This window comes from Streptomyces sp. NPDC002784, from assembly GCF_053592135.1.
This window is the reverse complement of sequence record NZ_JBSFVD010000013.1, coordinates 14,656-40,093: the sequence shown is the minus strand read 5'-3', so window position 1 is coordinate 40,093 and position 25,438 is coordinate 14,656. Positions and strand designations below refer to the sequence as shown.

The 25,438-nt window shown below is 72.0% G+C and carries 30 protein-coding genes; 13 read left to right on the top strand and 17 right to left on the bottom strand.

Features of this window, described 5'->3' with window-relative positions:
* Positions 1–11 precede the first annotated feature (11 nt).
* The 3 genes from ACWD1Z_RS22280 to ACWD1Z_RS22270 all read left to right on the top strand — a co-directional run bounded on the left by ACWD1Z_RS22280 (position 12) and on the right by ACWD1Z_RS22270 (position 2,482).
* The gene (locus ACWD1Z_RS22280) at positions 12–875 is read left to right on the top strand and encodes a trypsin-like serine protease (RefSeq protein ID WP_451121081.1); all 864 of its coding nucleotides are present in this window, start codon (positions 12–14) and stop codon (positions 873–875) included.
* Between the two features lie 70 nt (positions 876–945).
* Positions 946–1,563 (top strand): TOPRIM nucleotidyl transferase/hydrolase domain-containing protein, encoded by a 618-nt coding sequence (locus ACWD1Z_RS22275; RefSeq protein WP_451121079.1) that lies wholly within the window; start codon positions 946–948, stop codon positions 1,561–1,563.
* 49 nt (positions 1,564–1,612) lie between these two features.
* Positions 1,613–2,482, top strand: coding sequence for a fructosamine kinase family protein (locus ACWD1Z_RS22270; RefSeq protein WP_451121077.1), 870 nt, complete (start codon positions 1,613–1,615; stop codon positions 2,480–2,482).
* A gap of 5 nt (positions 2,483–2,487) precedes the next feature.
* Here the strand turns inward: ACWD1Z_RS22270 and ACWD1Z_RS22265 are convergent, their stop codons facing one another.
* Positions 2,488–2,946: a MarR family winged helix-turn-helix transcriptional regulator gene (locus ACWD1Z_RS22265; RefSeq protein WP_389418912.1), complete on the bottom strand. Its 459-nt coding sequence runs from the start codon at positions 2,944–2,946 to the stop codon at positions 2,488–2,490.
* A 173-nt stretch (positions 2,947–3,119) separates the two neighbouring features.
* Between ACWD1Z_RS22265 and ACWD1Z_RS22260 the strand changes: the two genes are divergently transcribed.
* A complete protein-coding gene (locus ACWD1Z_RS22260; protein ID WP_451121075.1) occupies positions 3,120–3,479 on the top strand; it encodes a hypothetical protein in 360 nt (119 codons plus the stop codon).
* Positions 3,480–3,494: 15 nt separating this feature from the next.
* Here ACWD1Z_RS22260 and ACWD1Z_RS22255 read toward each other — a convergent pair whose 3' ends face one another.
* A complete protein-coding gene (locus tag ACWD1Z_RS22255; protein WP_451121073.1) occupies positions 3,495–4,514 on the bottom strand; it encodes a saccharopine dehydrogenase family protein in 1,020 nt (339 codons plus the stop codon).
* Between the two features lie 101 nt (positions 4,515–4,615).
* Here ACWD1Z_RS22255 and ACWD1Z_RS22250 point away from each other — a divergent pair, with 101 nt between their 5' ends.
* On the top strand, positions 4,616–5,560 hold the full coding sequence (locus tag ACWD1Z_RS22250) for a helix-turn-helix domain-containing protein (RefSeq protein ID WP_451121071.1): 945 nt from the start codon (positions 4,616–4,618) through the stop codon (positions 5,558–5,560).
* Between the two features lie 20 nt (positions 5,561–5,580).
* On the opposite strand, the gene ACWD1Z_RS22245 is transcribed toward ACWD1Z_RS22250, so the two are convergent.
* Together ACWD1Z_RS22245 and ACWD1Z_RS22240 are read right to left on the bottom strand one after the other, a co-directional pair.
* Complete coding sequence (locus ACWD1Z_RS22245) at positions 5,581–6,510, bottom strand: FkbM family methyltransferase (RefSeq protein ID WP_451121069.1); 930 nt, start codon at positions 6,508–6,510, stop codon at positions 5,581–5,583.
* An 89-nt stretch (positions 6,511–6,599) separates the two neighbouring features.
* A complete protein-coding gene (locus tag ACWD1Z_RS22240; protein ID WP_451121068.1) occupies positions 6,600–6,821 on the bottom strand; it encodes a hypothetical protein in 222 nt (73 codons plus the stop codon).
* A 104-nt stretch (positions 6,822–6,925) separates the two neighbouring features.
* Between ACWD1Z_RS22240 and ACWD1Z_RS22235 the strand changes: the two genes are divergently transcribed.
* Complete coding sequence (locus tag ACWD1Z_RS22235) at positions 6,926–7,831, top strand: LysR family transcriptional regulator (protein WP_451121066.1); 906 nt, start codon at positions 6,926–6,928, stop codon at positions 7,829–7,831.
* Positions 7,832–7,886: 55 nt separating this feature from the next.
* Here ACWD1Z_RS22235 and ACWD1Z_RS22230 read toward each other — a convergent pair whose 3' ends face one another.
* Positions 7,887–8,450, bottom strand: a complete 564-nt coding sequence (locus ACWD1Z_RS22230; RefSeq protein WP_451121064.1) for an NAD(P)H-dependent oxidoreductase — start codon at positions 8,448–8,450, stop codon at positions 7,887–7,889.
* A gap of 115 nt (positions 8,451–8,565) precedes the next feature.
* Between ACWD1Z_RS22230 and ACWD1Z_RS22225 the strand changes: the two genes are divergently transcribed.
* The 4 genes from ACWD1Z_RS22225 to ACWD1Z_RS22210 are packed head-to-tail and all read left to right on the top strand — an operon-like array spanning position 8,566 to position 12,983.
* Positions 8,566–9,228 carry a TetR/AcrR family transcriptional regulator gene (locus tag ACWD1Z_RS22225; protein ID WP_451121062.1) on the top strand — a complete coding sequence of 221 codons (663 nt, stop codon included), beginning with the start codon at positions 8,566–8,568 and terminating at the stop codon, positions 9,226–9,228.
* 46 nt (positions 9,229–9,274) lie between these two features.
* On the top strand, positions 9,275–10,321 hold the full coding sequence (locus tag ACWD1Z_RS22220; RefSeq protein ID WP_451121060.1) for a LacI family DNA-binding transcriptional regulator: 1,047 nt from the start codon (positions 9,275–9,277) through the stop codon (positions 10,319–10,321).
* Between the two features lie 17 nt (positions 10,322–10,338).
* The gene (locus tag ACWD1Z_RS22215) at positions 10,339–11,517 is read left to right on the top strand and encodes a 4-hydroxybenzoate 3-monooxygenase (protein ID WP_451121058.1); all 1,179 of its coding nucleotides are present in this window, start codon (positions 10,339–10,341) and stop codon (positions 11,515–11,517) included.
* Positions 11,518–11,546: 29 nt separating this feature from the next.
* Positions 11,547–12,983: an aldehyde dehydrogenase family protein gene (locus tag ACWD1Z_RS22210; RefSeq protein ID WP_451121056.1), complete on the top strand. Its 1,437-nt coding sequence runs from the start codon at positions 11,547–11,549 to the stop codon at positions 12,981–12,983.
* 9 nt (positions 12,984–12,992) lie between these two features.
* Here ACWD1Z_RS22210 and trxA read toward each other — a convergent pair whose 3' ends face one another.
* The gene (gene trxA, locus ACWD1Z_RS22205; protein ID WP_451121055.1) at positions 12,993–13,394 is read right to left on the bottom strand and encodes a thioredoxin; all 402 of its coding nucleotides are present in this window, start codon (positions 13,392–13,394) and stop codon (positions 12,993–12,995) included.
* Positions 13,395–13,534: 140 nt separating this feature from the next.
* On the opposite strand from trxA, the gene ACWD1Z_RS22200 reads away from it, so the two are divergent.
* Positions 13,535–14,968 carry a dihydrolipoyl dehydrogenase family protein gene (locus tag ACWD1Z_RS22200; protein ID WP_451121053.1) on the top strand — a complete coding sequence of 478 codons (1,434 nt, stop codon included), beginning with the start codon at positions 13,535–13,537 and terminating at the stop codon, positions 14,966–14,968.
* 2 nt (positions 14,969–14,970) lie between these two features.
* On the opposite strand, the gene ACWD1Z_RS22195 is transcribed toward ACWD1Z_RS22200, so the two are convergent.
* Positions 14,971–15,618, bottom strand: coding sequence for a peptide deformylase (locus tag ACWD1Z_RS22195; RefSeq protein ID WP_451121051.1), 648 nt, complete (start codon positions 15,616–15,618; stop codon positions 14,971–14,973).
* A 135-nt stretch (positions 15,619–15,753) separates the two neighbouring features.
* Here ACWD1Z_RS22195 and ACWD1Z_RS22190 point away from each other — a divergent pair, with 135 nt between their 5' ends.
* Positions 15,754–17,169: a PepSY-associated TM helix domain-containing protein gene (locus ACWD1Z_RS22190; protein ID WP_451121049.1), complete on the top strand. Its 1,416-nt coding sequence runs from the start codon at positions 15,754–15,756 to the stop codon at positions 17,167–17,169.
* Here ACWD1Z_RS22190 and ACWD1Z_RS22185 read toward each other — a convergent pair.
* Positions 17,159–17,605: a MarR family winged helix-turn-helix transcriptional regulator gene (locus ACWD1Z_RS22185; protein ID WP_451121047.1), complete on the bottom strand. Its 447-nt coding sequence runs from the start codon at positions 17,603–17,605 to the stop codon at positions 17,159–17,161. The two genes, ACWD1Z_RS22190 and ACWD1Z_RS22185, sit on opposite strands and share 11 nt — an antisense overlap.
* Positions 17,602–18,120 carry a MarR family winged helix-turn-helix transcriptional regulator gene (locus ACWD1Z_RS22180; RefSeq protein WP_451121046.1) on the bottom strand — a complete coding sequence of 173 codons (519 nt, stop codon included), beginning with the start codon at positions 18,118–18,120 and terminating at the stop codon, positions 17,602–17,604. The genes ACWD1Z_RS22185 and ACWD1Z_RS22180 overlap by 4 nt, the downstream gene beginning before the upstream one ends.
* 109 nt (positions 18,121–18,229) lie before the next feature.
* Between ACWD1Z_RS22180 and ACWD1Z_RS22175 the strand changes: the two genes are divergently transcribed.
* Positions 18,230–19,195, top strand: coding sequence for a pirin family protein (locus ACWD1Z_RS22175; RefSeq protein WP_451121044.1), 966 nt, complete (start codon positions 18,230–18,232; stop codon positions 19,193–19,195).
* 15 nt (positions 19,196–19,210) lie between these two features.
* On the opposite strand, the gene ACWD1Z_RS22170 is transcribed toward ACWD1Z_RS22175, so the two are convergent.
* The 8 genes from ACWD1Z_RS22170 to ACWD1Z_RS22135 all read right to left on the bottom strand — a co-directional run bounded on the left by ACWD1Z_RS22170 (position 19,211) and on the right by ACWD1Z_RS22135 (position 25,303).
* Positions 19,211–19,642, bottom strand: a complete 432-nt coding sequence (locus tag ACWD1Z_RS22170) for a cupin domain-containing protein (RefSeq protein WP_451121042.1) — start codon at positions 19,640–19,642, stop codon at positions 19,211–19,213.
* A 142-nt stretch (positions 19,643–19,784) separates the two neighbouring features.
* Positions 19,785–20,237 carry a hypothetical protein gene (locus ACWD1Z_RS22165; protein WP_451121040.1) on the bottom strand — a complete coding sequence of 151 codons (453 nt, stop codon included), beginning with the start codon at positions 20,235–20,237 and terminating at the stop codon, positions 19,785–19,787.
* 280 nt (positions 20,238–20,517) lie between these two features.
* Positions 20,518–21,192, bottom strand: coding sequence for an HAD family hydrolase (locus ACWD1Z_RS22160; protein WP_451121038.1), 675 nt, complete (start codon positions 21,190–21,192; stop codon positions 20,518–20,520).
* A gap of 10 nt (positions 21,193–21,202) precedes the next feature.
* The gene (locus tag ACWD1Z_RS22155) at positions 21,203–22,141 is read right to left on the bottom strand and encodes an FkbM family methyltransferase (protein ID WP_451121036.1); all 939 of its coding nucleotides are present in this window, start codon (positions 22,139–22,141) and stop codon (positions 21,203–21,205) included.
* 106 nt (positions 22,142–22,247) lie between these two features.
* Positions 22,248–23,048 (bottom strand): SDR family NAD(P)-dependent oxidoreductase, encoded by an 801-nt coding sequence (locus tag ACWD1Z_RS22150; RefSeq protein ID WP_451121035.1) that lies wholly within the window; start codon positions 23,046–23,048, stop codon positions 22,248–22,250.
* 26 nt (positions 23,049–23,074) lie between these two features.
* On the bottom strand, positions 23,075–23,551 hold the full coding sequence (locus ACWD1Z_RS22145) for an MMPL family transporter (RefSeq protein WP_451121033.1): 477 nt from the start codon (positions 23,549–23,551) through the stop codon (positions 23,075–23,077).
* Between the two features lie 459 nt (positions 23,552–24,010).
* The gene (locus ACWD1Z_RS22140) at positions 24,011–24,886 is read right to left on the bottom strand and encodes an MMPL family transporter (RefSeq protein WP_451121326.1); all 876 of its coding nucleotides are present in this window, start codon (positions 24,884–24,886) and stop codon (positions 24,011–24,013) included.
* Entirely contained in the window at positions 24,887–25,303 is a 417-nt protein-coding gene (locus ACWD1Z_RS22135; RefSeq protein ID WP_451121031.1) for a hypothetical protein, read from the bottom strand.
* Positions 25,304–25,438: the final 135 nt, after the last annotated feature.

Here is a 25,438-nt window from a genome sequence, read left to right as displayed (position 1 = left end):
GGGTAGTTCTTTTGTCAGCGATCCGTGCCACCGCCGTCACCGCGGCGGCCTGTGCGGCCGTGCTCACCACCGCACTGCCGTCCTCGGCCATCAACTCCTACAACGCGACGCCCGCACCCGAGCGCACCGAGGTCGGCGCGCTCGTCGCGACGTGGGACCACGACGACGACCCCACCACCCCCGACCGGGTCGACTGGGTCTGCTCCGGAACCATGGTCGACGCCAACACCTTCCTGACGGCGGCGCACTGCACCACCGACTGGCCGGAAAATGTGCGCTTCTACGTGTCCCTGGACCAGGACGTGCAGTCCGGGCTCGACGCGGCCGCGGCGCAGTACCCGGGCGACCCGGCCGCGCAGGCGAACGCCGTCGCCGTCGAAGGCACCGCCCACAATCACCCCGGCTACCCGGGCCCCGCCTCCGACACCCGTGACATCTCCGTGGTCGAGGTGCCCGCGGCGAGGATGGCGGCCCGCTGGAGCTTCACGCCCGCCACCCTGCCCACCGCGAACCAGCTCGGCACCGAGGACCTCGACTCCGCCGACTGGCTCGTCGCCGGATACGGCACCCAGGAGGCCGTGCGCGGGCCGGGCGGCCACACCCACCCGGGTGGCGGCGTGCGCATGAAGGCGCCCGTCACCTTCAACGCCCTCAACCCCTCCTGGGTCCGCCTGGGCATGACCGCGCCCCAGGGCAACGGCGGTGCCTGCTACGGCGATTCCGGCGGCCCCAACTTCGTGACGCTGGGCGGGAAGAGGATCCTGGCGGCCACCACGATCACGGGTGACAGCCCGTGCTACGCGACGAATGTGACGTACCGTCTGGACGCGCCGGGAGCACGCTCCTTCCTGTCGCCGTTCGTGAAACTGCCGTAGTCCGAAGCGTCTTCGGTGGGACGGCCGTAAATCCCTCGCGTCGGGGGCGGAACTGGCCGAGACTCGGCTCATGGTGGACATGGGGGCGTTCCGGGACGCGGTCACCGCGTGGGCGGCGGGCGGTCCCGCGGGCCCCGCCCGTGAGCTGGCCGCGCGGCACACCGTCCGGACGGTCGTCCTGCTCGAAGGGCTCAGCGACGTCGCGGCGGTCGAGGCGCTGGTGGAGAGCCGCGGCCGGGATCTGGCGGACGACGGCGTCTGCGTCCTGTCGATCGGCGGCGCGATGAGCGTCGGGCGCTACGCCCAGCTGCTCGGCCCACCCGGCCTGGGCCTGCGCCTCACGGGCCTGTGCGACGAGGCGGAACGCCCTTACTACGCCCGCGGTTTCACCCGGGCCGGTGCTTCGGAGCGGGACTTCTTCGTCTGTGCGGCGGACCTGGAGGACGAGCTGATCCGCGCGCTGGGCGTGCCCCGGATCGAGCAGCTCGTCCACGAGGAGGGCGACTCACGCCCCCTGCGGACCTTCCTGCGCCAGCCCGCTCAGCAGGGCCGCGACCCGCAGCAGCAGTTCAGGCGCTTCTTCGGAACGAAGAAGGGACGCAAGATCCACTACGGCCGGGTCCTCGTCGAGGCCCTGGACCCCGACCGCGTTCCCGCCCCGCTCGACGACCTGCTCGCCACCCTCTGACCGCTCGATGAGCCCCGTGCCCAGCGGGGCAGCGGCTTACGCTGCCGTCATGAGGGATTCACAGGAGCAAGCGGCTGCCGTGGCGGCCCGCTTCACCGGCGGTGCCGTGCTCGGCGCACGGCGCCTGTCCGGCACGCTGGCCGAAGTCACCCTCGACGGCGGGCGGGTGGTGATGGTGAAGCGCGGCGACGGCGGGCCCGGCGCGACCCGGGCCGAGGCGGCGGGGCTGCGCTGGCTGGGGGAGTCCGGCGCGGTCCGGGTGCCGGCCGTGCACGGGCACGACGAGGAGTGGCTGGTGACGGACCGCGTCCCGGCGGGCCGCCCGAACTCCGAGGCGGCGGAGCAACTGGGCCGCGAGCTGGCCGCGTTGCACGCCGCGGGCGCCCCGGCGCTCGGGGCGCCGCCGCCCGGCGGCCCGAGGGACGCGTACATCGGCCTGGCCCCGATGGGGAACGTCGACGGCACGGACTGGCCGCGCTGGTACGCCGAGCACCGGGTGCTGCCGTATGTGCGCCTGGCGGTCGACGGCGGCACGCTGGACGCCCGCGAGGCGGCGGAGTTCGAGCGGGTCTGCGCCCGCCTGCCCGACCTGGCGGGCCCCGCCGAACCTCCGGCGCGGCTGCACGGCGACCTGTGGAACGGCAACGTCCTGTGGGGCGCCGACGGGCACGCCTGGCTGATCGACCCGGCCGCGCACGGCGGTCACCGGGAGACGGACCTGGCGATGCTCCATCTCTTCGGCTGCCCCCACCTGGACCGGATCCTGGACGGCTATCAGAAGGCCGCGCCGCTCAGCGACGACTGGCCCGCCCGGATCGCCCTGCACCAGCTCTTCCCGCTGCTGGTCCACGCGGTGCTGTTCGGCCGGGGCTACGCGGAGCAGGCGCTGGCGGCGGCGCGGTCGGCGCTGGCGCGCTGAGGCGGTCAGGCGGGGACGCGCAAGGTCTCCACGGCCTTGACCAGCGGGGCGAGTTCGGGGTTCCGGGCCGCCTCGTCGAGGGCCTCGCGCAGGGCGGACTCGTTCGTGGGGCGGGCCTCCTCCAGCAGCTTCAGGCCCGCTTCCGTGACGTCGGTGTAGATGCCGCGGCGGTCGGTGGGGCAGAGGTAGCGGGAGAGCAGGCCGCGGTCCTCCAGGCGGGTCACCAGCCGGGTGGTGGCGCTCTGGCTGAGGACGACGGCGTCGGCGACCTGCTTCATCTGGAGGTGCCCGCCCTCGCCGGAGTGCTGCCGGCTCAGGACGTCGAGCAGCGAGTACTCCCGCACGCTGAGGTCGTGCCCGGACTGCAGGGCGCGCTCGATGTGGGCCTCGATCCGCCCGTGCAGCAGGGAGAGCGCGCACCAGCCCTGGGCGAGGGCGGTGAGTGCGGGGTCTGTGGCGGTCATGGGGCCTGGCTCCTCCGTCCCGGTGTGACTGCCCCCCAGGATATGCCATCCGCGAAATTGCCGTCGTGCGCAATTATTGATCGCTCGCAAGTACCTCCGGCAACTCGATGGCGCCCCGCCACGCTCCGCCGCTACGGTCATGATCTCCGGCCACGAAGAAAGAGACCGATCCGATGAACAGCCGCCCGCCCGCGACGACGACCCTCTGGCGCCCCACCGGGCCGGAGGAGCTGGCCCTGGTCCGAGAGCTGGAGTGGCGGGCCTGGCCGCCGCGCCTGCCGGAGCAGCCGATCTTCTACCCGGTGCTCAACGAGGACTACGCGGTGAAGATCGCCCGGGACTGGAACGTCAAGCACAGCGGCGCCGGCTTCGTGACCCGTTTCGAGGTCGAGTCCGATTTCCTCAGCCGCTACCCCGTCCAGCAGGCGGGCGGCGAGACGATCCTGGAGCTGTGGGTGCCGGCCGAGGAGCTCGACGAGTTCAACGCCCATATCGTCGGCACGATCGAGGTCGTGCACGAGTTCCGGCGCTGACCGGGTGACCCGCCCCTACCGGGTCACCTCCACCGACACATGCTCCGACAGCGACGCGAGGAAGTCCGCCGCGTCGAAGGCCGCCCCGGCCGACGCGACGCCGAGCGTCCTCGTCCGGCCGGTGAGGATCCGGTGCACCGCCTCCACGGCGAGGGGTGCGGTGACCGCGTAGATGTCCCGGCCGCGGGCCACCGCCCGGCGTTCGCGGCCGGCCGAGCGGACGACGACGTCGACGAGGAAGGTCTGGTCGGAGCGTCCCCGCTCGTCGGCGGCCGTCGGCGCGGGTGTGTCCGGGGCCGCGATGTCCGTGGCCGCCTCGGTCGTCATGTAGGTCCGCACCTCGGGCACGGTCAGATGGCTGGGCACGGTGACGACGTCGGCCATCGTGAACTCGGCGACGACCGGGCGCTCGCCCAGCGGCTCGGGGAACGGCCAGTCGACGATGGTCGTCGCGTCGTCGTGGTACTCCAGGCGCCCCTTGCCGAAGCGGACCCGGCGGCCCCCGCGCCGCTCCCGGGACACCTCGCCCGCGATGCGGGTCCCGGCGGTGGGGTGCCAGCCGTTCAGGCCGTACGCGATGTGGGCCTCGTCGGCGCTCGTCCAGTCGCCCATCGCCGAGGTGACGAGCAGGTCGCCGAGTCCGCCGTAGAAGGCCATCGCGGGGACCACCAGCGTGCCCGCCGCCCGGGCGCGCTCGCCGAAGTGGGTGAAGGTGTCGTCGTTCGCCTCGATCTCGGCCGCCACGTCCACGTACGGGATCCCGGCCCGCAGCGCCGCCTCGATCACCGGCGCGGCGGTCGTCGCGAACGGCCCGGCGGCGTTGATCACGGCCGCCGTTCCGGCCAGCGCGCGGTCCAGCGAGGCCGCGTCGTCCACGGACGCGGGACGGACCTCCAGGCCCGGCGCCGCCGACGCCTCGAGCTTCTCGGCGTCCCGCCCGGACAGCACCGGCACGAACCCCCGCTCCAGCAGTTCCGCCACCACGAACCGCCCGGTGTGCCCGTACGCGCCGAACACCGCAACCCGCTGTCCCATGATCTCTCCCCGTCCTCTGTCCGTTCCGTTGTGATCATCCTGGCAAGGACGGGCACCCCATCGTGAGTGTCCGGAACGACACCGCCCATACAATTCCGGACATGGGATCAGTCGCGTTCGCCGTCACCGACGGGATGCTGCATTTCGAACTGTCCGTGGCGCAGGAGGTGTTCGGCGGCGCCCCGGACGCGGTCCCGGGACCCTGGTACGACGTGACCGTGTGCGGACCCGGCGCGGTGCGGTTCGGCCGGTTTTGGCTGGAGCCCGACCACGGGCTGGACCGCCTTCGGGGCGCTGACACGGTGATCGTCCCCGGCTGGGCGGACATCGACGTCGAACCGCCCGCCGAACTGGTCGACGCGGTCCGCGCGGCGCACGAGGCGGGGAGCCGGGTCGCCTCCCTGTGCACCGGCGCGTTCGTGCTGGCCGCCGCGGGCCTGCTGGACGGCCGACGCGCGACCACGCACTGGGCGCACACCGACGCGCTGGCCGTCCGCCACCCCCGGGTGGAGGTCGACCCGGATGTCCTCTACGTCGACAACGGCAGCGTGCTCACCTCGGCCGGAAAGGCCGCCGCCCTGGACCTGTGCCTGCACCTGGTCCGGCAGGACCGCGGCTCCACCGTGGCCAACGCCGTCGCCCGCCGGCTGGTCGTGCCCCCGCACCGGGCCGGCGGCCAGGCGCAGTTCGTCACCACCCCGGTGCCCGCCCGGGACGACCACCCGCTCGCCGCCCTGCTGCCCTGGGTGATGGAACGCCTCGACCAGCCGCTGACCGTCGAGGACTTGGCACGCCGGACCCGGACCAGCTCACGCACCCTGGGCCGCCACTTCCGGGCGGCGACCGGCACCACACCGCTGCGGTGGCTGCTCAACCAGCGCATCCGCCGCGCCCAGGAACTGCTGGAGACCACCGACGACAGCGTCGACGCCATCGCGGCCGCCACCGGCATGGGCACCGCCACGACCCTGCGCCGCCACTTCAACCGCACCCTCGGAGTGCCCCCGGACACCTACCGGCGCACCTTCCGCGCGCACCACGGCTGAGGGCGGCCGGACGCACCGCCCTAGACGGTGCCGGGCGCCGCCTTCGCCCGCATCATCACGCAGTCGAACTCCACCACCCGCCCGGTGGCCGCCTCACGGGTCACCGGGTACATGCCGGTGATCTCGAAGCCGCCGTCCTCGTACGCGGCGACGGACTCGCTCATCGGCGGGCTGCCCTCGTACAGGCGCAGCATGGCGACCTCCGACTGCAGGCCCACGAAGTCGGCGATCCGTTCCCCGGCACCGGCGTACACCTCCAGGTCGTAGCCCTGGGTGTCCATCTTCAGGAAGGGCCGCGGGTCCTCGATGCCGTCGAGGGCCTCGTCGAGTACGGCGTCCAGGCGCCGGATGCGGATCTGTTCGGTGCGGGTGGTGTGGAAGCGCTTGTAGCGGTCGCGGCCGTAGTCGCTGGCCGGGAGCAGGGAGTTCATGGTGTTCCAGCCGACGTGGATCTCGGCCGTGGTGTCCTCGCGGCCCAGGGCGCAGTGGTACACCTGCCACCGGGGGTCGCGCTCGGCGGCCTCGCTCAGCTTGGCGAAGGCATCCGCGGTCGGTTCGAACGACACGATCCGGCCCCGGTAGCCGTGCTTGCGCAGCCTCTTGGCGTACTGGCCGTGGTTGGCGCCCACGTCCAGCACGCAGTTCACGCCGTACAGCTCGAACATCGCGGTGACGTGCTGGGTGCACAGGTACTCGGCCGCGGCCGTCTGCAGCTTGCGCTCGTCCGCCGCGGACGTCTCGCCGAGGACGAGCCGGGCCCCGCTCCCGCCCAGCGGGACGGTGGTCCAGGCGCCGGGGGCGCCGCGGAGGACCATCCAGGCGTCCTTGCCGACGGATCGCACCGTGTACCGGCCGCGCCGGGAGACCAGGGCGGTTCCCGGGGCCAGGTCCGTCACCCGCACGCCGAGGCGGGGCATCAGCCGGAGCAGTCTGCGGTAAAGGGTCTGCATCCGCCCACCCTGGCAGAGTTGACCGGAATCGGTCCCCTGTTTGAACGCTTTGCAACGGGCCGGAGAACTCCGCGGCGCCTGCCGTCCGTTCAGCGGCCGGCCGGGCCGGCCTGAGCGGTCACCGGCGGCCGGCTGCGCGAGACGATCCGGACCCCGCTCGCCTCGACGAGCCGGACCTGGAGCGAACCGCAGCCGCACCGGGTCCACACCGTGCGGCCCGCCGCGGTGTCGTGCCGGGAGACCACCTGGAAGGGCTCGGCGGCGTCGGGCCAGCCGCAGTGCGGGCAGGCGGTGCCGGTGGTGCTGGTCATGGCAACTCCTCGTAGGCCGTGGTCGGATCACTGACCAGCGTGCGGCCCCGGGTTCATGTACGTCCAGGTTGACTTTCTGCACGACACCTTGAAGCGTGGGCTTCATGATTGACCTGCGCCGACTGCACGTCCTGAGGGCCGTCGCCCACTACGGCACGGTCACCGCGGCGGCCCGGGCCCTGCACTTCACCCCGTCCGCGGCCTCCCAGCAGATCCGGCAGCTCGCCCGAGACCTGGGCGTCGACCTGCTGGAACCACAGGGGCGCGGGGTACGGCTCACCCCCGCCGCGGAGAGCCTGCTCGCCCATGCCGACGCCATCCAGGCCCGCTGGGAGGAGGCCGAACTCGAGCTGCGCGCGGAGGACGGCGCCCCCGCCGGGCCCGTGCGCGTGGGCGGTTTCCCGGTCGCCGTGTCGGTGCTCCTCGCGCCCATGGCCGTACGGTTGCGGGAACGGCACCCCAAGCTGCGCGTGCTGATCCAGGAGACCGCGGTGACCGAGAGCTTCGACCTGCTCTTCGAGGGGGCGCTGGACCTGGCCGTGGTCCAGGCGACGCCGTACAACCCGCCGCTGGGCGACGCCCGTTTCGACCAGCGGCCCCTGCTCGACGACCCCTACGACCTGGTGGTGCCCGAGGGGCACCCGCTCGCCGGGCGTACGGCCGTCGAGCTCGCCGAGGCCGCGCACGAGGACTGGATCGCGCCGCTGCCCGAGAACCCGTGCCGCACCCATGTGATCTCGGCGTGCCAGGAGGCCGGGTTCACCCCCGGCGTGGTCCATCACGCGCAGGACTGGATCGCCACCGCCCATCTGGTGGCCCACGGACTCGGCGTCGCGCTGATCCCGCGCCTGGCCCGGCTGCCCCCGCATCTGCCGGTCACGCGGCTGCGCTGCGCCGGCAATCCGCACCGCAAGCTGCTCAGCGCCACTCGCAGCGGCTGCCGGACCCGGCCCGCGGTCGCCGCCGCGCTGGCGGAGCTGCGGGAGCTGTCGGCCACGGCGGCGGGCTGACATGCCGAAGCGGGGCGGGAACCGTCACGTTCCCGCCCCGCTCCGGGGAGGTGCCTCAGGCGGCGGCCGTCTCGCCGGCGTACTCGTGCACGCGGGTGATGACCTCGGTCAGCTGCGCGGCGATCTCGGTGTCGTCGGCCGGGTGAGTCTCGGCGAAGCGGGTGAGGGAGCCGGGGATGGACAGCTTGACGTCCTCCAGCACCTTGCCGCCGGCGATGCCCACGGCCTTGCGGGTCTCGTCCTGCGCCCACACACCGCCGTACTGGCCGAAGGCGGTGCCGACCACGGCGACCGGCTTGCCGCCGAAGGCGCCGGCGCCGTACGGGCGGGACAGCCAGTCGATGGCGTTCTTCAGGACGGCCGGAATGGAGCCGTTGTACTCGGGGGAGAACAGCAGGAACGCGTCGGCGGCCTGCGCGGCCGCGCGCAGCTTGGCGGCGGGCTCCGGGACGTTGCCCTCGACGTCGATGTCCTCGTTGTAGAACGGGATCTCGGCCAGGCCCTCGAAGAGCTCGACCTCGGCGCCCTCGGGTGCGAGCTGCACGGCCGCCTCGGCGAGCTGGCGGTTGTGCGAACCGGCGCGAAGGCTGCCGACGAGCGCGAGGATGCGAACAGACATGCGAACTCCAGGTGTGAAACAGCGACGGGAAGCAACCGGACCGGGGTCCGTTTAGTTTCTAGCATCATAAGCGGACCGCGGTCCAGTTTCATTCCCGATGCTTTACGCTGGCTTCATGTCCGCCTCCCTGCCGCCCTTCCCCCTGCCTCAGGAGCCCCTCGGCGAGCCGGAACTGCTCCAGCTGGGCTCCCCGGAGGACGAGCCCTGCCTGCGCGCCGACGCCGCCCGCAACCGGGCCCGGCTGCTGGAGGCCGCCGGGCGGCTGGTGGCACAGCACGGAGCGGCCGGGGTCACGATGGAGGCGGTGGCCGCGGCGGCCCAGGTCGGCAAGGGGACGGTGTTCCGCCGCTTCGGCGACCGCACCGGCCTGCTCACGGCCCTGCTCGACCACTCCGAGAAGAACTTCCAGTCCGCGGTCATCACCGGCCCTCCGCCCCTGGGCCCCGGCGCGCCGCCCCTGGAGCGGCTCAGGGCGTTCGGACTCGCGCTGCTGCGCCGCTGCGTCGACGAGCTCCAGCTCCAGCTCGCCGCCGAGGGCGACCCGCAGCGCCGCTACGACAACGCCCCTCGCCGCTTCCTGCGCGGCCATGTCCTGATCCTGCTGCGCCAGATAGTCCCCGACGCGGACTGCGAACTGCTCGCCCTGACCCTGATGGCGTATCTCGACCCCCCGATGGTGCACTACCGCAGCAAGGTCTGCGGGATGCCGCAGGAGCGCGTGGAGGCCGGCTGGCTGGATCTCGTCGACCGCCTCACGAGGACCGCTCCGCCCCGCTGACGGCGTGACAGCCCCGCCCGGACGTCTCTTCACAGCTTCTGCCAAGATGCCGTACGTCATGGTGCAGATACCGAATACGTCCGCGTCCGCGTCTCCCGCACCGCGCTCGGTTCCCACGAGCGCCGATGTGGCCCGCCTGGCCGGCGTCTCGCGCGCGACCGTCTCCTACGTCCTCAACAACACCAGTGCCGTACGGATCAGCGAGCCCACCCGGCGCCGGGTGCACGAGGCCGCGAAGGAGCTGGGCTACGTCCCGCACGCCGCCGCCCGCAGCCTGCGCGCCGGGCACAGCCGGATGGTCCTGATGCCCGCCCCGGCCTTCCCGGTCGGCCCCCTGTACAGCCAGTTCATCAGCGACCTCCAGTCCGCCCTCGGCCGCCTCGACTACACCGTCGTGCAGTACGGCAGCGTCGGCCTGCACGGCGACGAGGCCGCCCGCGCCTGGGCGGAGCTGCGTCCCGTCGCCGTCCTGGTGCCGGGCTCCGGGCTCGGCCCGCAGGGCGTGACGGTCCTCAAGCGCTCCGGCGCCCGGGCCGTGGTCACCATCGGGCCCGAGTGCGTCGAGGGCGCCCACACCCTCCAGATGGACCACTCGGCGGTCGGCCACAGCGCGGGGCGCCACCTCTACGCACGCGGCCGGCGCCGGATCGGGGTCGTGGTGCCCGCCGAGCCCGGCCTGGAGGCGTTCTCCGGGCCCCGTCTCGCCGGTGTGCGGCGCGCCCTGACCGGCACCGACGCCTCGGTGACGGAGCTGCCCCTCGGCTACGACGAACAGGCCGCCGCCCTTCTCGCCGCGCGCTGGCGCGAGCTCGGCCTGGACGCCGTGTTCGCCTACAACGACGAGTACGCGATGCTGCTGATGAGGGCCCTGCAGGACGAGGGCGTGGCGGTGCCCGGGGACACGGCCGTCATCGGCGCCGACGACCTGATGCTCGGCAGGCTGCTGAGGCCCAGACTGAGTACCGTCCATATCGAGCTGCCGTCCGGCCGCGACCTCGCCGAACTGGTCGACCGCGCGGTGCGCGACCCCGCCGCAGCGCCCGGGACGCACAAGGTACTGGGGGCCTCGGTGGTGCACCGCGACTCCAGCTGACGCACGGGAGGCAGTCCATGCGCACGACCGTCGGCATCATCGGCGGTGGCCCCGCCGGGCTGCTCCTCGCCCGTCTGCTGCACCGCGCCGGCGTCGACTGCGTCGTCCTGGAGAGCAGGACCCGTCAGTACGTCGAGCACCGCCAGCGCGCGGGCATGCTGGAGCAGGGCACCGTCGACACCCTGCGGGAGGCGGGCGCCGCCGACCGGCTGCGGGCCGAGGGCATGGTCCACCGGGGCATCGAGCTGCGCTTCGAGCGGGAACGGCACCACATCGACTTCCCGGCCCTCACCGGCGGCCGTACCGTCACCATCTACGCCCAGACCGAGATCGTGCGGGATCTCATCGCCCTCCACCTGGCCGACGGGCCCCCGCTGGTGTTCGAGGCCCGCGCCACGGCCGTCGAGGGTGCGGAGAGCGAGCGGCCCGTCGTGCGGTACCTGCACGGGGGCCGCCAGGAGACGCTGACCTGCGACTGGGTCGTCGGCTGCGACGGCTTCCACGGGGTGTCGCGGGAGGCCGTACCGGCCGCCGTGAGCCGGGCGTACGCGCACGACCACCCCTACGCCTGGCTCGGGATCCTCGCCGAAGTGCCGCCCTCCTGCGAGGAGTTGATCTACGCCCGGGGTGAGCGCGGCTTCGCCCTGCACAGCATGCGCTCGCCGTCCGTCTCCCGGCTGTACCTCCAGGTGCCGGTCGGCACCGATCCGCGGGACTGGCCCGACGACCGGATCTGGGACGAACTCTCCGCCCGCTTCGCCATCGACGCCGACTGGACCCTGGAGCGCGGACCCATCACCGCCAAGTCCGTGACGCCGATGCGCAGTTACGTCCACGAGCCGATGCGGCACGGCCGGCTGCTGCTGGCCGGGGACGCCGCCCACATCGTCCCGCCGACCGGCGCCAAGGGCCTCAACCTCGCCGTCTCCGACGTCCGCGTGCTGAGCCGCGCGCTCGCCGCCTGGCGTTCCACAGGCGAGACACAACCGCTCGACAGATACTCGGAAGTGTGTCTCGCACGCGTGTGGCAGGCGACGCGTTTCTCCTACGACATGACTAAGATGTTGCACGCTCAACCAGACGGGGATGCGTTCGATCAGCGGATGCAGCTCACACGTCTGCGCCGGATCACCGCATCCCGCCACGCGGCCGCCGAGCTGGCGGCGAACTACACGGGACTCCCGCTCCCCGAGTGAGTCCCGCGGTGACCGAACGGAGAGCCGTCATGTCGTTGCTCGACCCCAAGTCCTGGCAGCCCCGCCCCCTCGCGGGCCCCGAGCACACCGTCACCGAGCCCGCCACCGGCGACGCGCTCGGCACGGTCACGCTCGCCGCCGCCGAGGACGTCGCCCCGGCCGCCGAGGCCGCCCGCGCGGCACAGGCCGAGTGGGCGCGGCTGCCGCACTTCGTGCGCGCCGGGGTCCTGCGCAAGGCGGGGGACCTGTTCGCCGCGCACGCCGACGAGCTGCGCGAATGGCTGGTGCGCGAGTCCGGCTCCATCCCCGGCAAGGCCGACTTCGAGCTGCACGTCGCCGCCCAGGAGTGCTACGAGGCCGCCGCCCTGGCCTCCCGCCCGGCCGGGCACGTCCTGCCCACCGAGGCGCCCCGGCTGTCGTACACCCGCCGGGTCCCGGTCGGCGTGGTGGGCGTGATCTCCCCGTTCAACGCCCCGCTGATCCTCTCCATCCGCTCCGTGGCCCCCGCCCTCGCCCTCGGCAACGCGGTCGTCCTCAAGCCGGACCCGCGCACCGCCGTCTGCGGCGGCCTGTCCCTCGCCGCGGTCTTCGCCGAGGCGGGCCTGCCCGAGAACCTGCTGCACGTGCTGCCCGGCGGCGCGGAGACCGGAGCGGCCCTGGTCGCCGACCCGAGGGTGCCGGTGATGTCCTTCACCGGCTCCACCGCGGCGGGCCGGGCCGTCGGCGAGGCCGCCGGGCGCCATCTCAAGCGCGCGCATCTGGAGCTGGGCGGCAACTCCGCCCTGATCGTGCTGGAGGACGCCGACCTGGACGCGGTGATCTCCACCGCCGCCTGGGGCTCCTTCTTCCACCAGGGCCAGATCTGCATGACGACCGGCCGCCACCTGGTCCACCGCTCGCTGTACCAGGAGTACGTCGAGCGACTGGCCGCCAAGGCCGACTCGCTCGCCGTCGGCGACCCGCACCGCGACCAGGTCCACCTCGGCCCGCTGATCGACCGCCACCAGCTCGCCAAGGTGCACGGCCTGGTCGAGGCCAGCGCCGCGCGCGGCGCCAGGCTCGCCGCGGGCGGCACGCACGAGTCGCTGTTCTACCGGCCGACGGTCCTCGCCGACGCGGCCGACGACACCCCCGCCTACGCGGAGGAGGTCTTCGGCCCCGTCGCGCCCGTGCGGTCCTTCAGTACCGCCGACGAGGCCGCCGCCCTCGCGGCGGACGGACCCTACGGCCTCTCCCTGGGCATCGTCACCAGGGACGCGGCCCGCGGCCTGGACCTCGCCGAGCGCATCCCGACCGGCATCGTGCACATCAACGACCAGACCGTCAACGACGAGGCGGTCGCGCCCTTCGGCGGTACGGCGGCCTCCGGCACCGGCGCGCGGTTCGGCGGCGAGGCCAACCTGGACGCCTTCACCGACGTGCGCTGGACGACGGTACGCGGCGACGTGGCGCCGTACCCCTTCTAGGACCGGAAGCTACTGGCCGTTCTGCTCGGACTGCGTCTTCTCGGACTGCGCCTGCTGGGCGGCCACGGACTTGCGGACCTCGTCCATGTCGAGCGCGCGGGCCTGCCCGATGACGTCCGTCAGGGCGGCCTCGGGCAGGGCGCCCGGCTGCGCGAACACGGCGACCTGGTCCCGGACGATCATCAGCGTCGGGATGGACTGGATACCGAAGGCCGCGGCCAGCTCCGGCTGCGCCTCGGTGTCCACCTTGCCGAACACCAGATCGGGGTTCTCCTCCGCGGCCTTCTCGTAGACCGGGGCGAACTGCCGGCACGGGCCGCACCAGGCCGCCCAGAAGTCGATCAGGACGAACTCGTTGTCCGTGACCGTCTGGTCGAAGTTCTCCTTGGTGAGTTCCACGGTGCTGCTCATGGCGTGCTCCCTCTTCCTGGTGTCGGGCGAAGCCGTCGGCACAACACGGCCGGACCGGTGGGTATTCCGTGCGCGGACAGGCACGCATCGGCGCACGTACCCGTGTGGCCATGGCGCACACCACCCACCAGACTGACCCCATGACGGAAACGGAATCCATCGCGTACGACGTCGTGGTGCTCGGGGCCGGGCCCGTGGGGGAGAACGTGGCCGACCGCACCCGCGCGGCCGGCCTGTCCACCGCGGTCGTGGAGAGCGAGCTGGTCGGCGGCGAGTGCTCGTACTGGGCCTGCATGCCCAGCAAGGCCCTGCTGCGCCCGGTCATCGCCCAGGCCGACGCCCGCCGCCTGCCCGGCCTGAGCGCCGCCGTGCAGGGCCCCCTCGACACCTCGGAGGTGACGGACCGGCGGGACGGCTTCACCTCCCACTGGACGGACGACGGCCAGGTCGGCTGGCTGGAGTCCATCGGCGCCGACCTCTACCGCGGCCACGGCCGTATCACCGGGACCCGCACGGTCACCGTGACCGGCTCCGACGGCACCGAGCGCGTCCTGACCGCCCGGCACGCCGTCGCCGTCTGCACCGGCACCCGCGCCGTCCTGCCCGACCTGCCCGGACTCGCCGACGTGAAGCCCTGGACCAGCCGGGAGGCCACCAGCGCCAAGCTGGCCCCCGCACGCCTGGTCGTGGTGGGCGGGGGAGTGGTCGCCACCGAGATGGCCTGCGCCTGGCAGGGCCTCGGCTCCCAGGTCACCCTGCTGGTCCGGGGCAAGGGCCTGCTGCCCCGGATGGAGCCGTTCGCCGGTGAACTGATCGCCGAGGCGCTCACCGAGGCGGGCGCCGAGGTCCGCACCGGCACCTCGGTGCGGTCCGTGACCCGTGAGAACGGCACCGTCGTGGCCGTCACCGACGGCGGCGACCGGATCGAGGCCGACGAGATCCTCTTCGCCACCGGCCGCGCCCCGCACACCGACGACATCGGCCTGGACTCGATCGGCATCGACCCCGGCTCCTGGCTGCCGGTCGACGACAGCCTGCGCGTCACCGGCAGCGACTGGCTCTACGCCGTCGGCGACGTCAACCAGCGCGCGCTGCTGACCCACCAGGGCAAGTACCAGGCCCGGATCGCGGGTGCCGCGATCGCCGCCCGGGCCTCGGGGGTGCCGCTCCTGGAGACGGACCCGTGGGGAGCCCACGCGGCCACCGCCGACCACGCGGCCGTCCCCCAGGTCGTCTTCACCGACCCCGAGGCAGCCGCCGTGGGCCTGTCCCTGGCGGAGGCCGAGCAGGCGGGCCACCGGGTCCGCGCGGTCGACTACGACCTCGCCAACGTCTCCGGCGCCTCGCTCTACGGCGACGGCTACCGCGGCCGCGCCCGCATGATCGTCGACCTGGAACGCGAGATCGTCCTCGGTGTCACCTTCGTCGGCCCCGGCGTCGGCGAACTCATCCACTCGGCGACCGTCGCGGTCGCGGGCGAGGTGCCGATCAGCAGGCTCTGGCACGCGGTCCCGTCGTACCCGACGATCAGCGAGGTGTGGCTGAGGCTGCTGGAGACGTACCGGGACAGCTGAGCTCAGTGCGGCAGGACGAAGCCGAGCGCCGCCGCGGCCCTGGCCGGGGTCGGCTGGGCCCAGCGTTCGGCCATCGCCTGGTTCGACGACAGCGAGCGCGGTTCGGCCCGGTCGAGGTAGAGGGTTCCGTCGAGGTGGTCCGTCTCGTGCTGCACGATCCGGGCGGGCCAGCCGGTGAACACCTCGTCCAGCGCACGGCCGTGCTCGTCCGCACCGGTCAGGCGTACCTCGGCGGCCCTCGCCACCACCGCCTGCCAGCCCGGCACGCTCAGACAGCCCTCGAAGAAGGCGGCCCGGGCCGGGCCCACGGGTTCGTACGACGGGTTCACCAGCACGCGGAACGGCTGGGGCACCCGGCCGCGGGCCAGGCGTACCTCCTCCGGCACCGGCGCCGGGTCCTCCAGCACGGCGATCCGCAGCGGCACGCCGACCTGCGGTGCCGCCAGGCCCACGCCCGGCGCCGCGTGCATGGTCAGACGCAGGGCCTCGATGAACCGGGCCAGCAGGGCGGGGCCCAACTGGCCGTCGTAGCGCTCGGTTTCCCGCCGCAGCACCGGATCGCCCGCGGCGACGATCGGCAACGGGCCGTCCATGGAAAGGAGTTGGTCGACCTGCTCGGCCAAGGGCGCGTGGGCGTGGGGTGATGCCATCGGGCCAGCATGCCACGACCCCAACCCGTGTGACTCAAGTCACTTTCCTTGCCGGGAACTCCGGGGTCGTGCGTCCCGACTACTGGACCGCTACCGCACATCAAGCGTCCCCAGTCCCCGGAGAGGCACCCGCCGATGTCCACCGCTCCCCCGACCTCCCCCACTTCCGGCTCCGCTCCAGCGGGGGGACCCCGACCAACCGACGGCGACCCGGCGCCGGCCCGCCGCACCTGGGCGCCCCTGCGCCCGCTGATCCTTCGCCTGCACTTCTACGCCGGAGTGCTCATCGCCCCGTTCCTGCTCCTCGCCGCCGCGACCGGCTTTCTGTACGCCGCCTCCTTCCCGGCCGAGAAGATCGTGTACGCGCATGAGCTGACCGTCCCCGTCGGCGACGAGAAGCTGCCGGTCTCCGAGCAGGTCGCCGCCGCCCGCAAGGCCCACCCCGAGGGCGCGGTCGCGGCCGTACGCCCCTCGCCGGAGGACGACGCGACCACCAGGGTGATGCTGTCCGGGGTCGAGGGCGTCGACGCGGACTACACCCTCGCCGTCTTCGTCGACCCCTACACCGCCGAGGTCCGCGGCTCGCTCGAACAGTACGGCTCGACCGGCGCCCTGCCGCTGCGGACCTGGATCGACGAGTTCCACCGCGATCTGCGGCTGGGGGAGACCGGCCGGTGGTACAGCGAACTCGCCGCGAGCTGGCTGTGGGTGGTCGCCCTGGGCGGCCTGGTGCTGTGGTTCTCCCGGCGCCGGGCCCGTCGCAAGCTGCGCGGCACCACCGGGCGCCGCCGCACCCTGGGCCTGCACGGCACGGTCGGCGCCTGGGCCGCCGCCGGGTTCCTCTTCCTGTCGGCGACCGGTCTGACCTGGTCGCAGTACACCGGCGCCAACATCGACGAACTGCGCACCTCCCTCGGCGGATCCACCCCGTCGATCTCGGCGGGTGCGGGCGGTGAGCACTCCGGGCACGGAGCCTCGGCCGCCGCCGGGGACGCCGCGCACGGCGTCGGCCTCGACAAGGCGCTCGCGGCGGCCCGCGCCGAGGGACTCGGTGACCCGGTCGAGATCGTGCCGCCCGCGGACGCGGAATCGGCGTACGTGGTCAAGCAGATCCAGCGCAGCTGGCCCACCAAGCAGGACTCCGTCGCCGTCGACCCCGGCAGCGGCCAGGTCACCGACGAACTGCGGTTCGCCGACTACCCGGTGCTCGCCAAGCTGACCCGCTGGGGCATCGACCTGCACACCGGAGTGCTGTTCGGGCTGGTCAGCCAGATCGCCCTGATGCTGCTCGCGCTCTCGCTGGTCGTGCTGATCCTCTGGGGCTACCGCATGTGGTGGCAGCGCGGCCGGGGCTCCGCCTTCGGCCGGCCGGTCCCGCGCGGTGCCTGGCAGCAGGTGCCGCCGCAGATCCTGGTGCCGCTGGCGGTCGTGGTCGCGGTGATCGGATACTTCGTCCCGCTGCTGGGGATCTCGCTGCTGGCCTTCCTCGCCGTCGACATCGTGCTCGGCGAGATCGCCCACCGGCGCGGGCGGGCGGCGGCTACGCGCTGAGGGCCGCCAGCTCGGCGTCGGCCCGCTCGGTGATGCGGGTGAGCACGCGGCCCGCGACGGCCAGGTCCTCCGTCGGGATGCCGGCGTATATGCGGGCGGAGATGGGGGCGGTCTCGGCGGAGGTGGTGTCGAACCGCTCCCGCCCGGCGTCCGTGAGCCGCACGCGGGACGGCCCGTCGGGGGCGAGCAGTCCGGCGGCGAGCAGCTCGTCGAGCACGCCGTGCGCGTCCGCCGCGTCGATCTTCAGCGAGCCGACGACGCCGTCGACGAGGTGCGCGCGCTCGGTCGGCCCGTCGGCGACGGCGGCCAGCCGGAGGGCGACGGACTGCTGGAAGGTCATGCCGTGGCGGGCCAGGACGCGTTCGAGAATCGCGCGGGCGGCGTAGTGGGCGAGCGCGATGACGCGGGGGTCGACGAGGGGAGTGGTGGTGGTCATGACTGCTCCTCGGTGTGGCCGGTGCTGTTCCGGGTGTTCTCTGGCCGCTCGCTGTACGGGAACGGGTCGAGTGGGGTGTCGAGCAGGGTGGTCAGGTCGGCGGTGAACTCCCGGGCCCGAGGGCTGTCGAGGCCGCCGAGCGGTTCCAGCAGCTGCTGGAGGAGGCCGTGGACGACCTGGATCGCCTTCCGGGTGACCTCCCTGCCCTGTTCGGTGAGGGCGAGCTGCACGGCGCGCGGGTCCCGCGGGTCGCGGGTGCGTTCCAGCAGGCCCGCGGACTCCAGGGCGCGGGCGAGCTTGGATACGTAGAGCGGTTCGAGTCCGGTGTGGTCGGCCAGGCGCCGCTGGCTGGGGCGCAGTCCGGTGCGGTGCATGCCGTACAGCGAGGCCACCAGGGCGTACTGAGCGTGTGTCAGCCCCAGGGGGGCCACCGCGCGGTCGACCGCGACCCGCCACTTCATCGACAGGCGCCAGACCAGGAAGCCGGGCGTAGCGCCCGCGGATGCCGTACTCATGACCGATACTGTACATGGCTACTATATCCATGGCTACTAATTGGGGTGCGGGTGTGAAGCCCCGGAGTCGGCCTGACGCGGTGGCCCGGACGCGGCTAGTTTGGGCGGCATGAGCAATCTTGATCGCGAGGCAGTGCCCTCGGTGTGCGGCGGCCGCGGCTTCGTCGTGGCGGAGCCCGTACGGGAACTCCTCAGCCCGCGCCGGGTCCGGCTCGGCGAGTCCTCCGAGGTGCGCCGACTGCTGCCCAACCTGGGCCGCCGCATGGTCGGCGCCTGGTGCTTCGTCGATCACTACGGCCCCGACGACATCGCCGACGAGCCCGGTATGCAGGTCCCTCCGCACCCGCACATGGGCCTGCAGACGGTGAGCTGGCTGCACGAGGGCGAGGTGCTGCACCGCGACTCCACCGGCAGCCTCCAGACGATCCGCCCCCGCGAGCTGGGCCTGATGACCTCGGGCCGGGCCATCAGCCACTCCGAGGAGAGCCCGAGGTCGCACGCCCGCTTTCTGCACGGCGCCCAGCTGTGGGTCGCCCTGCCCGACAGCGACCGGTACACCCAGCCGCGCTTCGAGCACCACTCCGACCTGCCCGTCGTCACGGCGCCCGGGATCACCGCCACCCTGATCCTCGGCGACCTGGACGGCACGCGCTCACCCGGAACGACGTACACACCCCTCGTCGGCGCCGACCTGGCACTCGCCCGCGGCGCGGACGTACGCCTGCCACTGGAGCCGGACTTCGAGTACGCCGTGCTGTCCATGTCCGGGGAGGCCCATGTCGACGGGGTCCCGGTGCTGCCCGGCTCGATGCTCTACCTCGGCTGCGGCCGCACCGAACTCCCGCTGCGCGCCGAGTCGGAGGCGGGCCTGATGCTCCTGGGCGGCGAGCCGTTCGAGGAGGAACTGATCATGTTCTGGAACTGGATCGGGCGGTCCCAGGAGGAGATCGAGCAGGCGCGGCAGGACTGGATGGAAGGGACCCGGTTCGGAGAGGTCAAGGGTTACGACGGTGCTCCGCTGCCCGCCCCTGAGCTGCCGGTGACACCGCTGAAGCCGCGCGGGCGGGTGCGCTGACCTGCGGTACGGAGATCAGCCGGCTCCGACGCTCAGCCCGGCGATCCGGGACTCGAGCCAGGCCGGCAGGTCCAGCAGGCGGACGCCCTCCTGTTCGTCGGGGTCCGTCCGCGCCACGAGGCACACCATGTCCTCGGCACCGCTGTTCACCGGCAGGTGAGGGGTGCCGGCGGGAACGTGGATGTAGTCGCCCGCGCGCAGCACCACGTGCTCGGTCAAGTCCTCCCCGTGCCATACCTCGACCTGGCCGGACTGGATGAAGATGGCCGACTCGTGACCCTCGTGCAGGTGAGGACGGCCCCGTGTCCCGGCGGGCATCACGAGCCGGTGGAGACAAAGCCGCTCGGATCCGGCCGACTGTGCGCTGATGCCCACCCCGAACGTGCCGCCCTGCAGTCCCTCGTACCGGCCCGTGCGGACCACTGTGCACCGCTTCTGATCTGTCATGTATGGCAGTACAACAGCCTATTTGCGATGTTCGAGCGGTTTCGGCCATCCCTGGTGGCTGGTCCTGGGCAAAGCGTCGGCCTCGCCCCAGCCATTCACAGGCTGGGGCGAGGCCGACGGGCGATGCGTCCGGTGCGGTCGGTCAGATGCGGTACAGGTGGATGGTGACCGACCCGTCGTCGCCGGAGATGGTGTATTCACCAGGGCCCTCGAACGGCACACAACCGGCGGCGAGCTGGTCGTCGACGTTGATGCCGGTGTCGTCCTCGTCCACGAAGGCGCACACCTCCAGGACGAGGTGATCGACGAACCTCATCTCGTAGGGAGCGGCGTCCGGATAGCGAGGCAGGGTCGGGGTGTTGATGCCGACGTCCGGGTGCTCCCACAGTGCGGTGTCCTGGGGCCAGGGTGCCTGTAGGTAGACCCTTCCGTAGGGCTCGGGCAGGTTGTTGTCGTCGCGCTCCTGGGGGTTGGAGAAGTCGATCGAGTACATGACGGGCCCGGGCTCCGCCTGCGCGGAGGTGGCCGCGCCGCCGAGCAGCAGCAGAACTGTCGAGGCGACGGCTGCCAGTCGGCCCAGGGTCTTGAAACGCATCCCTCTCTCCCTTCACTTGCTGTAGTCGTGTGACTACACAAAGGAAGATAGGGCGAGGGCGGCTGCCTCTGGTCGGGAGCGACGGCTAAACCACACAGCAGACTGACGCGGGGGCTCAGCTCGCGTTTCGTGTGCGCCGCCCCGCCCCGCCCCGTCCTGGCTGCAGGCCCCGGAGCAGGTGGCTTTCGTCTGTCTCGACGTCGACTTCCACGAGGCCACGCTGCACTGCCTGCGTCATGCCAACCCCGTGACGCGGAAGCACCGCGAACCTGACGACGGGTTACCAGCTGGTGAGCCAGTGCTGGAGTGCAGGGTCGTCGAGGGTCGGGACATAGGCGTGTACGTGGGGGCTGTCGGCCAGGGCGCCGACGCCGAGCACGGTCATTCCGGCTGCCACGGCGGCCTGGGCGCCGACGGGGGAGTCCTCGACCGCCACGGACCTGTCGGGCCGTACGCCGAGGGCGGCGCAGGCCGCGAGGTAGCAGTCGGGGTGGGGCTTGGGAGAGGGGACGTCGTCTCCCGAGACGGTGATGTGCAGCAGGTCGGACAAGCCGCCCTGTCTGAGGGAGGTGTCCAGCAGGGGGCGGGGGCCGTTGCTGGCCACCGCGACCGGCACCGCGGCGGCGACCTGACGTACCAGCTCGACGGCACCGGGCATCGGCCGGGCCCCCGCCGTGACCGCGGACAGGAGTTCCTCGGCCAACTCGTGGGCCAGTTGTACGGCGCAGCCGCCGACCAGACGGGACAGCACCTCACCGCCGGGACCGACGGCCAGACCGATCAGGGCGTCGCGCGCGGCGACGTCGTAGACGCGTCCGCGGCGGATGAGGACGGCGCTGCGCGCCGCGTCGGCGCAGGGCTCGGTGTCCATGAGGGTGCCGTCGCAGTCGAAGACCACGGCGGCGGGCGGGGCGAGCCGGTGCAGTGCCGAAAGGTCGGCTGCCTGTGTCGTCATGTGCGGTCCTTCAGTGCTTCACGTACAGCTCGACGGGGTTGAACCCGGCCGGCTCGGGGACGCGGGGAGGGACGTGCCGGAACCCCGCCGCGCCCAGGGTGGCGCGCACGGCGGCGCCGTCGATGTACTTGTCGTGGACTTCCAGGACGATCCGGTCGACCTGTTCCATCCACGGCTGGACCGTCGCGAAGACATCGGCCTCACTGCCCTCGATGTCGACCTTGAGCAGGTCGACATGGTCGATGCCGTGCTTGGCGAAAAGCTCGCCCACGGTGATGGCGGGTACCCGCACGCTCGGGCGGGCCAGTACGTTCTCCAGCCGGTAGGGACGGGTGCGCCGCAGGTCGGCCACGGCGGGCACGGCGGTGCAGGTGTCCCAGAAGCCGCTGACCGTGAACTCCAAGGGTTCGGCGGTGGCGGCCACCGCGGCGGGTTCGATCCTCCAGTCGAGGCCGGACAGGGCTGCGTTGCCGCGCAGGACGCGGAGGTTCTCGGGAATCGGTTCTACGGTGAGCAGGGTGCGGGGGCTGTAGCGGGCGGTGAAGTAGGAGGCGGCCAGGCCGGTGTTGCCGCCGAGGTCGACGATGGTGTCCAGGGTGTCGACGTCCTCGGCCAGCCGGTAGTGGGCGCCCAGTTCGTAGAACCTCTTCAGGAAGACCTGCCACAGGATGAGCAGGTCGCTCTGGTTCTTGCGGATCCGTACCCGGGCCGGCCGCCGTGGGGTGGCCAGTTGCAGGCACACCGGTTCGTCGGCGTCCAGCGGACGTCCCGCTGCGCCCAGGAACCGGCGGGCCATCCAGTACGGTGCGGTCGCCTTGCTCGCCCCGTGGCCGCGGCGCAGGGCGAGGGCCATGTCCCTGCCGCAGCCGACCGTCTCACGCAGCAGTACGCGTGCGAGGCCGATGCTCAGCGCGCGGTCGGCGTCCGTGCGCAGGTATGCAAGTCCCATGGGCTGCCTTCTTGTTGATCGGTACGCGGCTCGGCCGGTACGCGGACGTGCGGGAGACACAGCGACCGGAGCGTGGGGCACGAGCCCCGGCGGGTCGCCGAGCCGGTCACACGGCGGTGTAGCCGCCGTCGACGAAGACCACCTGGCCGGTCATGAAGGCGGATGCCTCGCTGGCGAGGAAGACCAGCGCCGGGGCGATCTCCTCGGGCAGCGCGCAGCGTTGCTGCGGGACGTCGTCGATCCACCGGTGTCGAAACCGCGGGTCGTCGACGGCGGCCATCTGGGTGCGCACGTAGCCCGGGGCCAGCGCGTTGACCCGGATGCCGGCGGGGGCCCACTCCACGGCGAGTGAGCGGGTGAGCTGGTGCACCGCCGCCTTCGAGGCGTCGTAGGCGGCCTGGGCCTGGGGGCGCAGGGCCACCTGCCCCGCGATCGAGCCGATGTTGACGATGCAGCCGCCGGAGCGGGCCGCCATGTGCCGGGCGGCAGTGGTGGCACACCACCACACGGCGTCGACGTTGAGGTCGAACACCGCCCGCCACGCGGCGTCGTCGGCGTCCAGCGACGGCGTATGCACGCACACGCCTGCGTTGTTCACCAGGACATCGAGCGCCCCGAACTCCTCGGCCACGTCGTCCAGGGCCTGCCGCAGGTCTTCCTTCTTGGTCAGGTCGACTTCCCGGTGCGTCCCGCGGATGCCTCGTTCCTGGACCTCTCGAACCACGTCGGCATTGCGGCGGCCGTCGCGGGCCAGCACGGCGACGTCCGCCCCGGCATCGGCCAGGGCGAGCGCGAAGGCCCGTCCCAGCCCGCGGTTGCCGCCGGTCACCACCGCCGCCTTGCCCGTCAGACGGAACCGTTCCATCACCGGGGCGACGGCTGGTCGGTCTCCTGCTGCCTGGTCCACCGCACCTCTCAAGGGCCGCTGTCGTGTCACACATGGACAAACCGGGCCAAGACTAGAGAGTGCCGGCCGTACGGCCGGTTCGACACGACGCCGATGAGCGCAATCATGATCACGCGGACTGGATGGAAGGGACCCGGTTCGGAGCGGTCAAGGGGTACGGCGGTGTTCCGCTGCCTGTCCCTGAGCTGCCGGTGACACCGCTGAAGCCGCATGGCCGCCGGCACCAGGAGTGCGCGGACCAGCGTCGCATCCAGCAGGACCGTCAACGCCAAACCGGCACCCAGTATCTGCAGCGAGGTGATGCGGGACATGGCCAGGGCACTCATCGTCGTCACCACCACCAAGGAGGAGGCGCTGATGAGACGTCCCGTACTGGCCATTCCATGCAGGATCGAGGAGCGGATGTTTCCCGTCGATCGGTACTGTTCCTCGATCCGCGCCAGCAGAAAGATCTCGTAGTCGACGGAGAGGCCGAGGGCGAGGCAGATCATCAGCAGGAGCATGCTGATCTCCAGCTGGCCGGTGGGGGGGGACCAGGCATCCCACGCCGGCGCTGAGGCTGAGCACGGCCAGGGCAACGGCCTTGAAGGACACGAGCAGGCCCCCGGTGAACGACATGACCACCAGGAGCGCACTGACCCCGGCCAGGAGCGCGGCGAGAGGCAGACGTCGGGACAGCTCCATCTTGGTGTCCGCGTTGCGCGCGGTAGCTCCTCCGACCAGGCGCGGCGCAAAGGCGGGTACCGCGCGAATCCGTTCCAGCACACGCTCAAAGCTCGACGCTTGCGCATCCGTGGGAACGCGCACATTCAGCAGCGTCATACCGTCACCGGCGAACGCCTGATGTGCCGGAGCCCGCGGGGTGACTCGGTTGCCGTCACGGTAGGAACCGGTGCTTGTGTCCACCCGGGCGATACCGTTGATCGCTGATAGCTGACGAGCGTAACGGTCCACCCCTGCCGTCACATTCGCAGACTGCAGATCGGCCACGCTGAGCACAATGGGGATTTTGGTCCCGACGGCCTCCGGAAACTCCCCGCGCACTCGCTCAGCGGTCTGGCGCACCAGCGTGGACGCGGGCAGGACACGTTCGTCGGCAATGCCGAACCGGGCCCTGTCCAGAGGAGTAGCGCAGAGCAGCAGGAGGACTGTCGCGCAAGCGCCCCGGGAACGGCCGGGCCCTTTGCCGGCCTGACCGAAGGCTCTCGCCCTGGGCGCAATGTGCGTACCCGATCGAACAACCACCGATCGAGCCGAGAGGCGGGAAGCAAACTGAATCGCAGCAGCACTGGATAGATCAGGACCGTGGTCAATGCGGAAAACACCACAACCGCGATGCCACCGGTCGCCAGTGAACGCAAGAACGGCACGGGAAAGATCAGTAGCGCTGCCATGCGGGCCACCACCGTGGCGGCGGAGAACAGTACAGCGCGTCCGGCCGAACGGACCGAGCGGGCGACGGCTTCTCCCACCTCCGTCCCGCCCGCCATCTCCTCGCGGCAGCGCATCATGACCAGAAGGCCGTAATCCACCGACAGGCCGAACCCGAGGGCCGCTGCGACATTCACGGCGAACACGGAGACCGGCATGACCGACGTCAGCGCGCCGAGCACTCCCAGCGTTGCCGAGACCGAGACGACTCCGATCGCCATCGGCAGCAATGCCAAGGCTGCCGAGCGCAGGGTCACCATGAGGATGAGCAGCACCACCAGTGCGGCGAGGATCTCGGCGGTGCGCAAGTCCTCTCTGCCCAGCCGGACCGCCTCCGCGCTGCTCCACACGGGTCCAGCCGCGGCTACGGCGACTTCCCCTCGCTTTCCTGCGAGACCCGGAACAATTCACTCCGCCGTCTTGACGGCCTCGGCTCCCGTTGTTCTCAGTTCGACACCGATCAGCGCGTTTCGCTCGTCACGGGAAAGCAGTGCGGGATTTGCCGTGTCCCAATAGCTCCATACTCGCGCCACTCCTGGCTGATCGGCTGCCGAACGGGCAAGAGCGCGGCCTGTCGCGGCCACCTCTCCATGCTTCATCGAAGTCGGGCCGGATACCAGGAAAAGCAAGTCGGCGGCGGGCTCGTCGAACTGCTCCTTGATCACACGGTCGGCTCGCTCGGATTCGCTTCCGGTAGCGGTGAATCCCGACGGGGTCAACCGAGCAAAACATCCGATCACCGCTGGTAGCAGAGCCAACCCCAGCACCGTGACCACCAAGAGAACCCGCCACGGATGCCTGAGAATCCACTTGACCGAGAGCATGGGGCGCCTGTATCCGGAATTCCTCCGCCCGCTGTCCGCCCGCCTCGCGAACGGGGTCAAAGGTGCATGGTAAACAGGTCCTATCGAATTGCCGACGCGCCCTTACATCATCGCCGAGCCCGCCGCGAGGACAAA

Excerpts from the sequence above, each read along its gene's own strand:
- ACWD1Z_RS22245 (WP_451121069.1), bottom strand. The coding sequence starts at position 6,510 with ATGCAGACCCTTTACCGCAGACTGCTCCGGCTGATGCCCCGCCTCGGC.
- ACWD1Z_RS22175 (WP_451121044.1), top strand. The coding sequence starts at position 18,230 with ATGAGCAATCTTGATCGCGAGGCAGTGCCCTCGGTGTGCGGCGGCCGC.
- ACWD1Z_RS22215 (WP_451121058.1), top strand. The coding sequence starts at position 10,339 with ATGCGCACGACCGTCGGCATCATCGGCGGTGGCCCCGCCGGGCTGCTC.
- ACWD1Z_RS22255 (WP_451121073.1), bottom strand. The coding sequence starts at position 4,514 with ATGGGACAGCGGGTTGCGGTGTTCGGCGCGTACGGGCACACCGGGCGG.
- ACWD1Z_RS22170 (WP_451121042.1), bottom strand. The coding sequence starts at position 19,642 with ATGACAGATCAGAAGCGGTGCACAGTGGTCCGCACGGGCCGGTACGAG.
- ACWD1Z_RS22275 (WP_451121079.1), top strand. The coding sequence starts at position 946 with ATGGTGGACATGGGGGCGTTCCGGGACGCGGTCACCGCGTGGGCGGCG.
- ACWD1Z_RS22265 (WP_389418912.1), bottom strand. The coding sequence starts at position 2,946 with ATGACCGCCACAGACCCCGCACTCACCGCCCTCGCCCAGGGCTGGTGC.
- ACWD1Z_RS22135 (WP_451121031.1), bottom strand. The coding sequence starts at position 25,303 with ATGCTCTCGGTCAAGTGGATTCTCAGGCATCCGTGGCGGGTTCTCTTG.
- ACWD1Z_RS22270 (WP_451121077.1), top strand. The coding sequence starts at position 1,613 with ATGAGGGATTCACAGGAGCAAGCGGCTGCCGTGGCGGCCCGCTTCACC.
- ACWD1Z_RS22155 (WP_451121036.1), bottom strand. The coding sequence starts at position 22,141 with ATGGGACTTGCATACCTGCGCACGGACGCCGACCGCGCGCTGAGCATC.
- ACWD1Z_RS22190 (WP_451121049.1), top strand. The coding sequence starts at position 15,754 with ATGTCCACCGCTCCCCCGACCTCCCCCACTTCCGGCTCCGCTCCAGCG.
- ACWD1Z_RS22210 (WP_451121056.1), top strand. The coding sequence starts at position 11,547 with ATGTCGTTGCTCGACCCCAAGTCCTGGCAGCCCCGCCCCCTCGCGGGC.
- ACWD1Z_RS22165 (WP_451121040.1), bottom strand. The coding sequence starts at position 20,237 with ATGCGTTTCAAGACCCTGGGCCGACTGGCAGCCGTCGCCTCGACAGTT.
- ACWD1Z_RS22185 (WP_451121047.1), bottom strand. The coding sequence starts at position 17,605 with ATGACCACCACCACTCCCCTCGTCGACCCCCGCGTCATCGCGCTCGCC.
- ACWD1Z_RS22250 (WP_451121071.1), top strand. The coding sequence starts at position 4,616 with ATGGGATCAGTCGCGTTCGCCGTCACCGACGGGATGCTGCATTTCGAA.
- trxA (WP_451121055.1), bottom strand. The coding sequence starts at position 13,394 with ATGAGCAGCACCGTGGAACTCACCAAGGAGAACTTCGACCAGACGGTC.
- ACWD1Z_RS22240 (WP_451121068.1), bottom strand. The coding sequence starts at position 6,821 with ATGACCAGCACCACCGGCACCGCCTGCCCGCACTGCGGCTGGCCCGAC.
- ACWD1Z_RS22180 (WP_451121046.1), bottom strand. The coding sequence starts at position 18,120 with ATGAGTACGGCATCCGCGGGCGCTACGCCCGGCTTCCTGGTCTGGCGC.
- ACWD1Z_RS22160 (WP_451121038.1), bottom strand. The coding sequence starts at position 21,192 with ATGACGACACAGGCAGCCGACCTTTCGGCACTGCACCGGCTCGCCCCG.
- ACWD1Z_RS22260 (WP_451121075.1), top strand. The coding sequence starts at position 3,120 with ATGAACAGCCGCCCGCCCGCGACGACGACCCTCTGGCGCCCCACCGGG.
- ACWD1Z_RS22145 (WP_451121033.1), bottom strand. The coding sequence starts at position 23,551 with ATGCTCCTGCTGATGATCTGCCTCGCCCTCGGCCTCTCCGTCGACTAC.
- ACWD1Z_RS22195 (WP_451121051.1), bottom strand. The coding sequence starts at position 15,618 with ATGGCATCACCCCACGCCCACGCGCCCTTGGCCGAGCAGGTCGACCAA.
- ACWD1Z_RS22220 (WP_451121060.1), top strand. The coding sequence starts at position 9,275 with ATGCCGTACGTCATGGTGCAGATACCGAATACGTCCGCGTCCGCGTCT.
- ACWD1Z_RS22200 (WP_451121053.1), top strand. The coding sequence starts at position 13,535 with ATGACGGAAACGGAATCCATCGCGTACGACGTCGTGGTGCTCGGGGCC.
- ACWD1Z_RS22230 (WP_451121064.1), bottom strand. The coding sequence starts at position 8,450 with ATGTCTGTTCGCATCCTCGCGCTCGTCGGCAGCCTTCGCGCCGGTTCG.
- ACWD1Z_RS22225 (WP_451121062.1), top strand. The coding sequence starts at position 8,566 with ATGTCCGCCTCCCTGCCGCCCTTCCCCCTGCCTCAGGAGCCCCTCGGC.
- ACWD1Z_RS22235 (WP_451121066.1), top strand. The coding sequence starts at position 6,926 with ATGATTGACCTGCGCCGACTGCACGTCCTGAGGGCCGTCGCCCACTAC.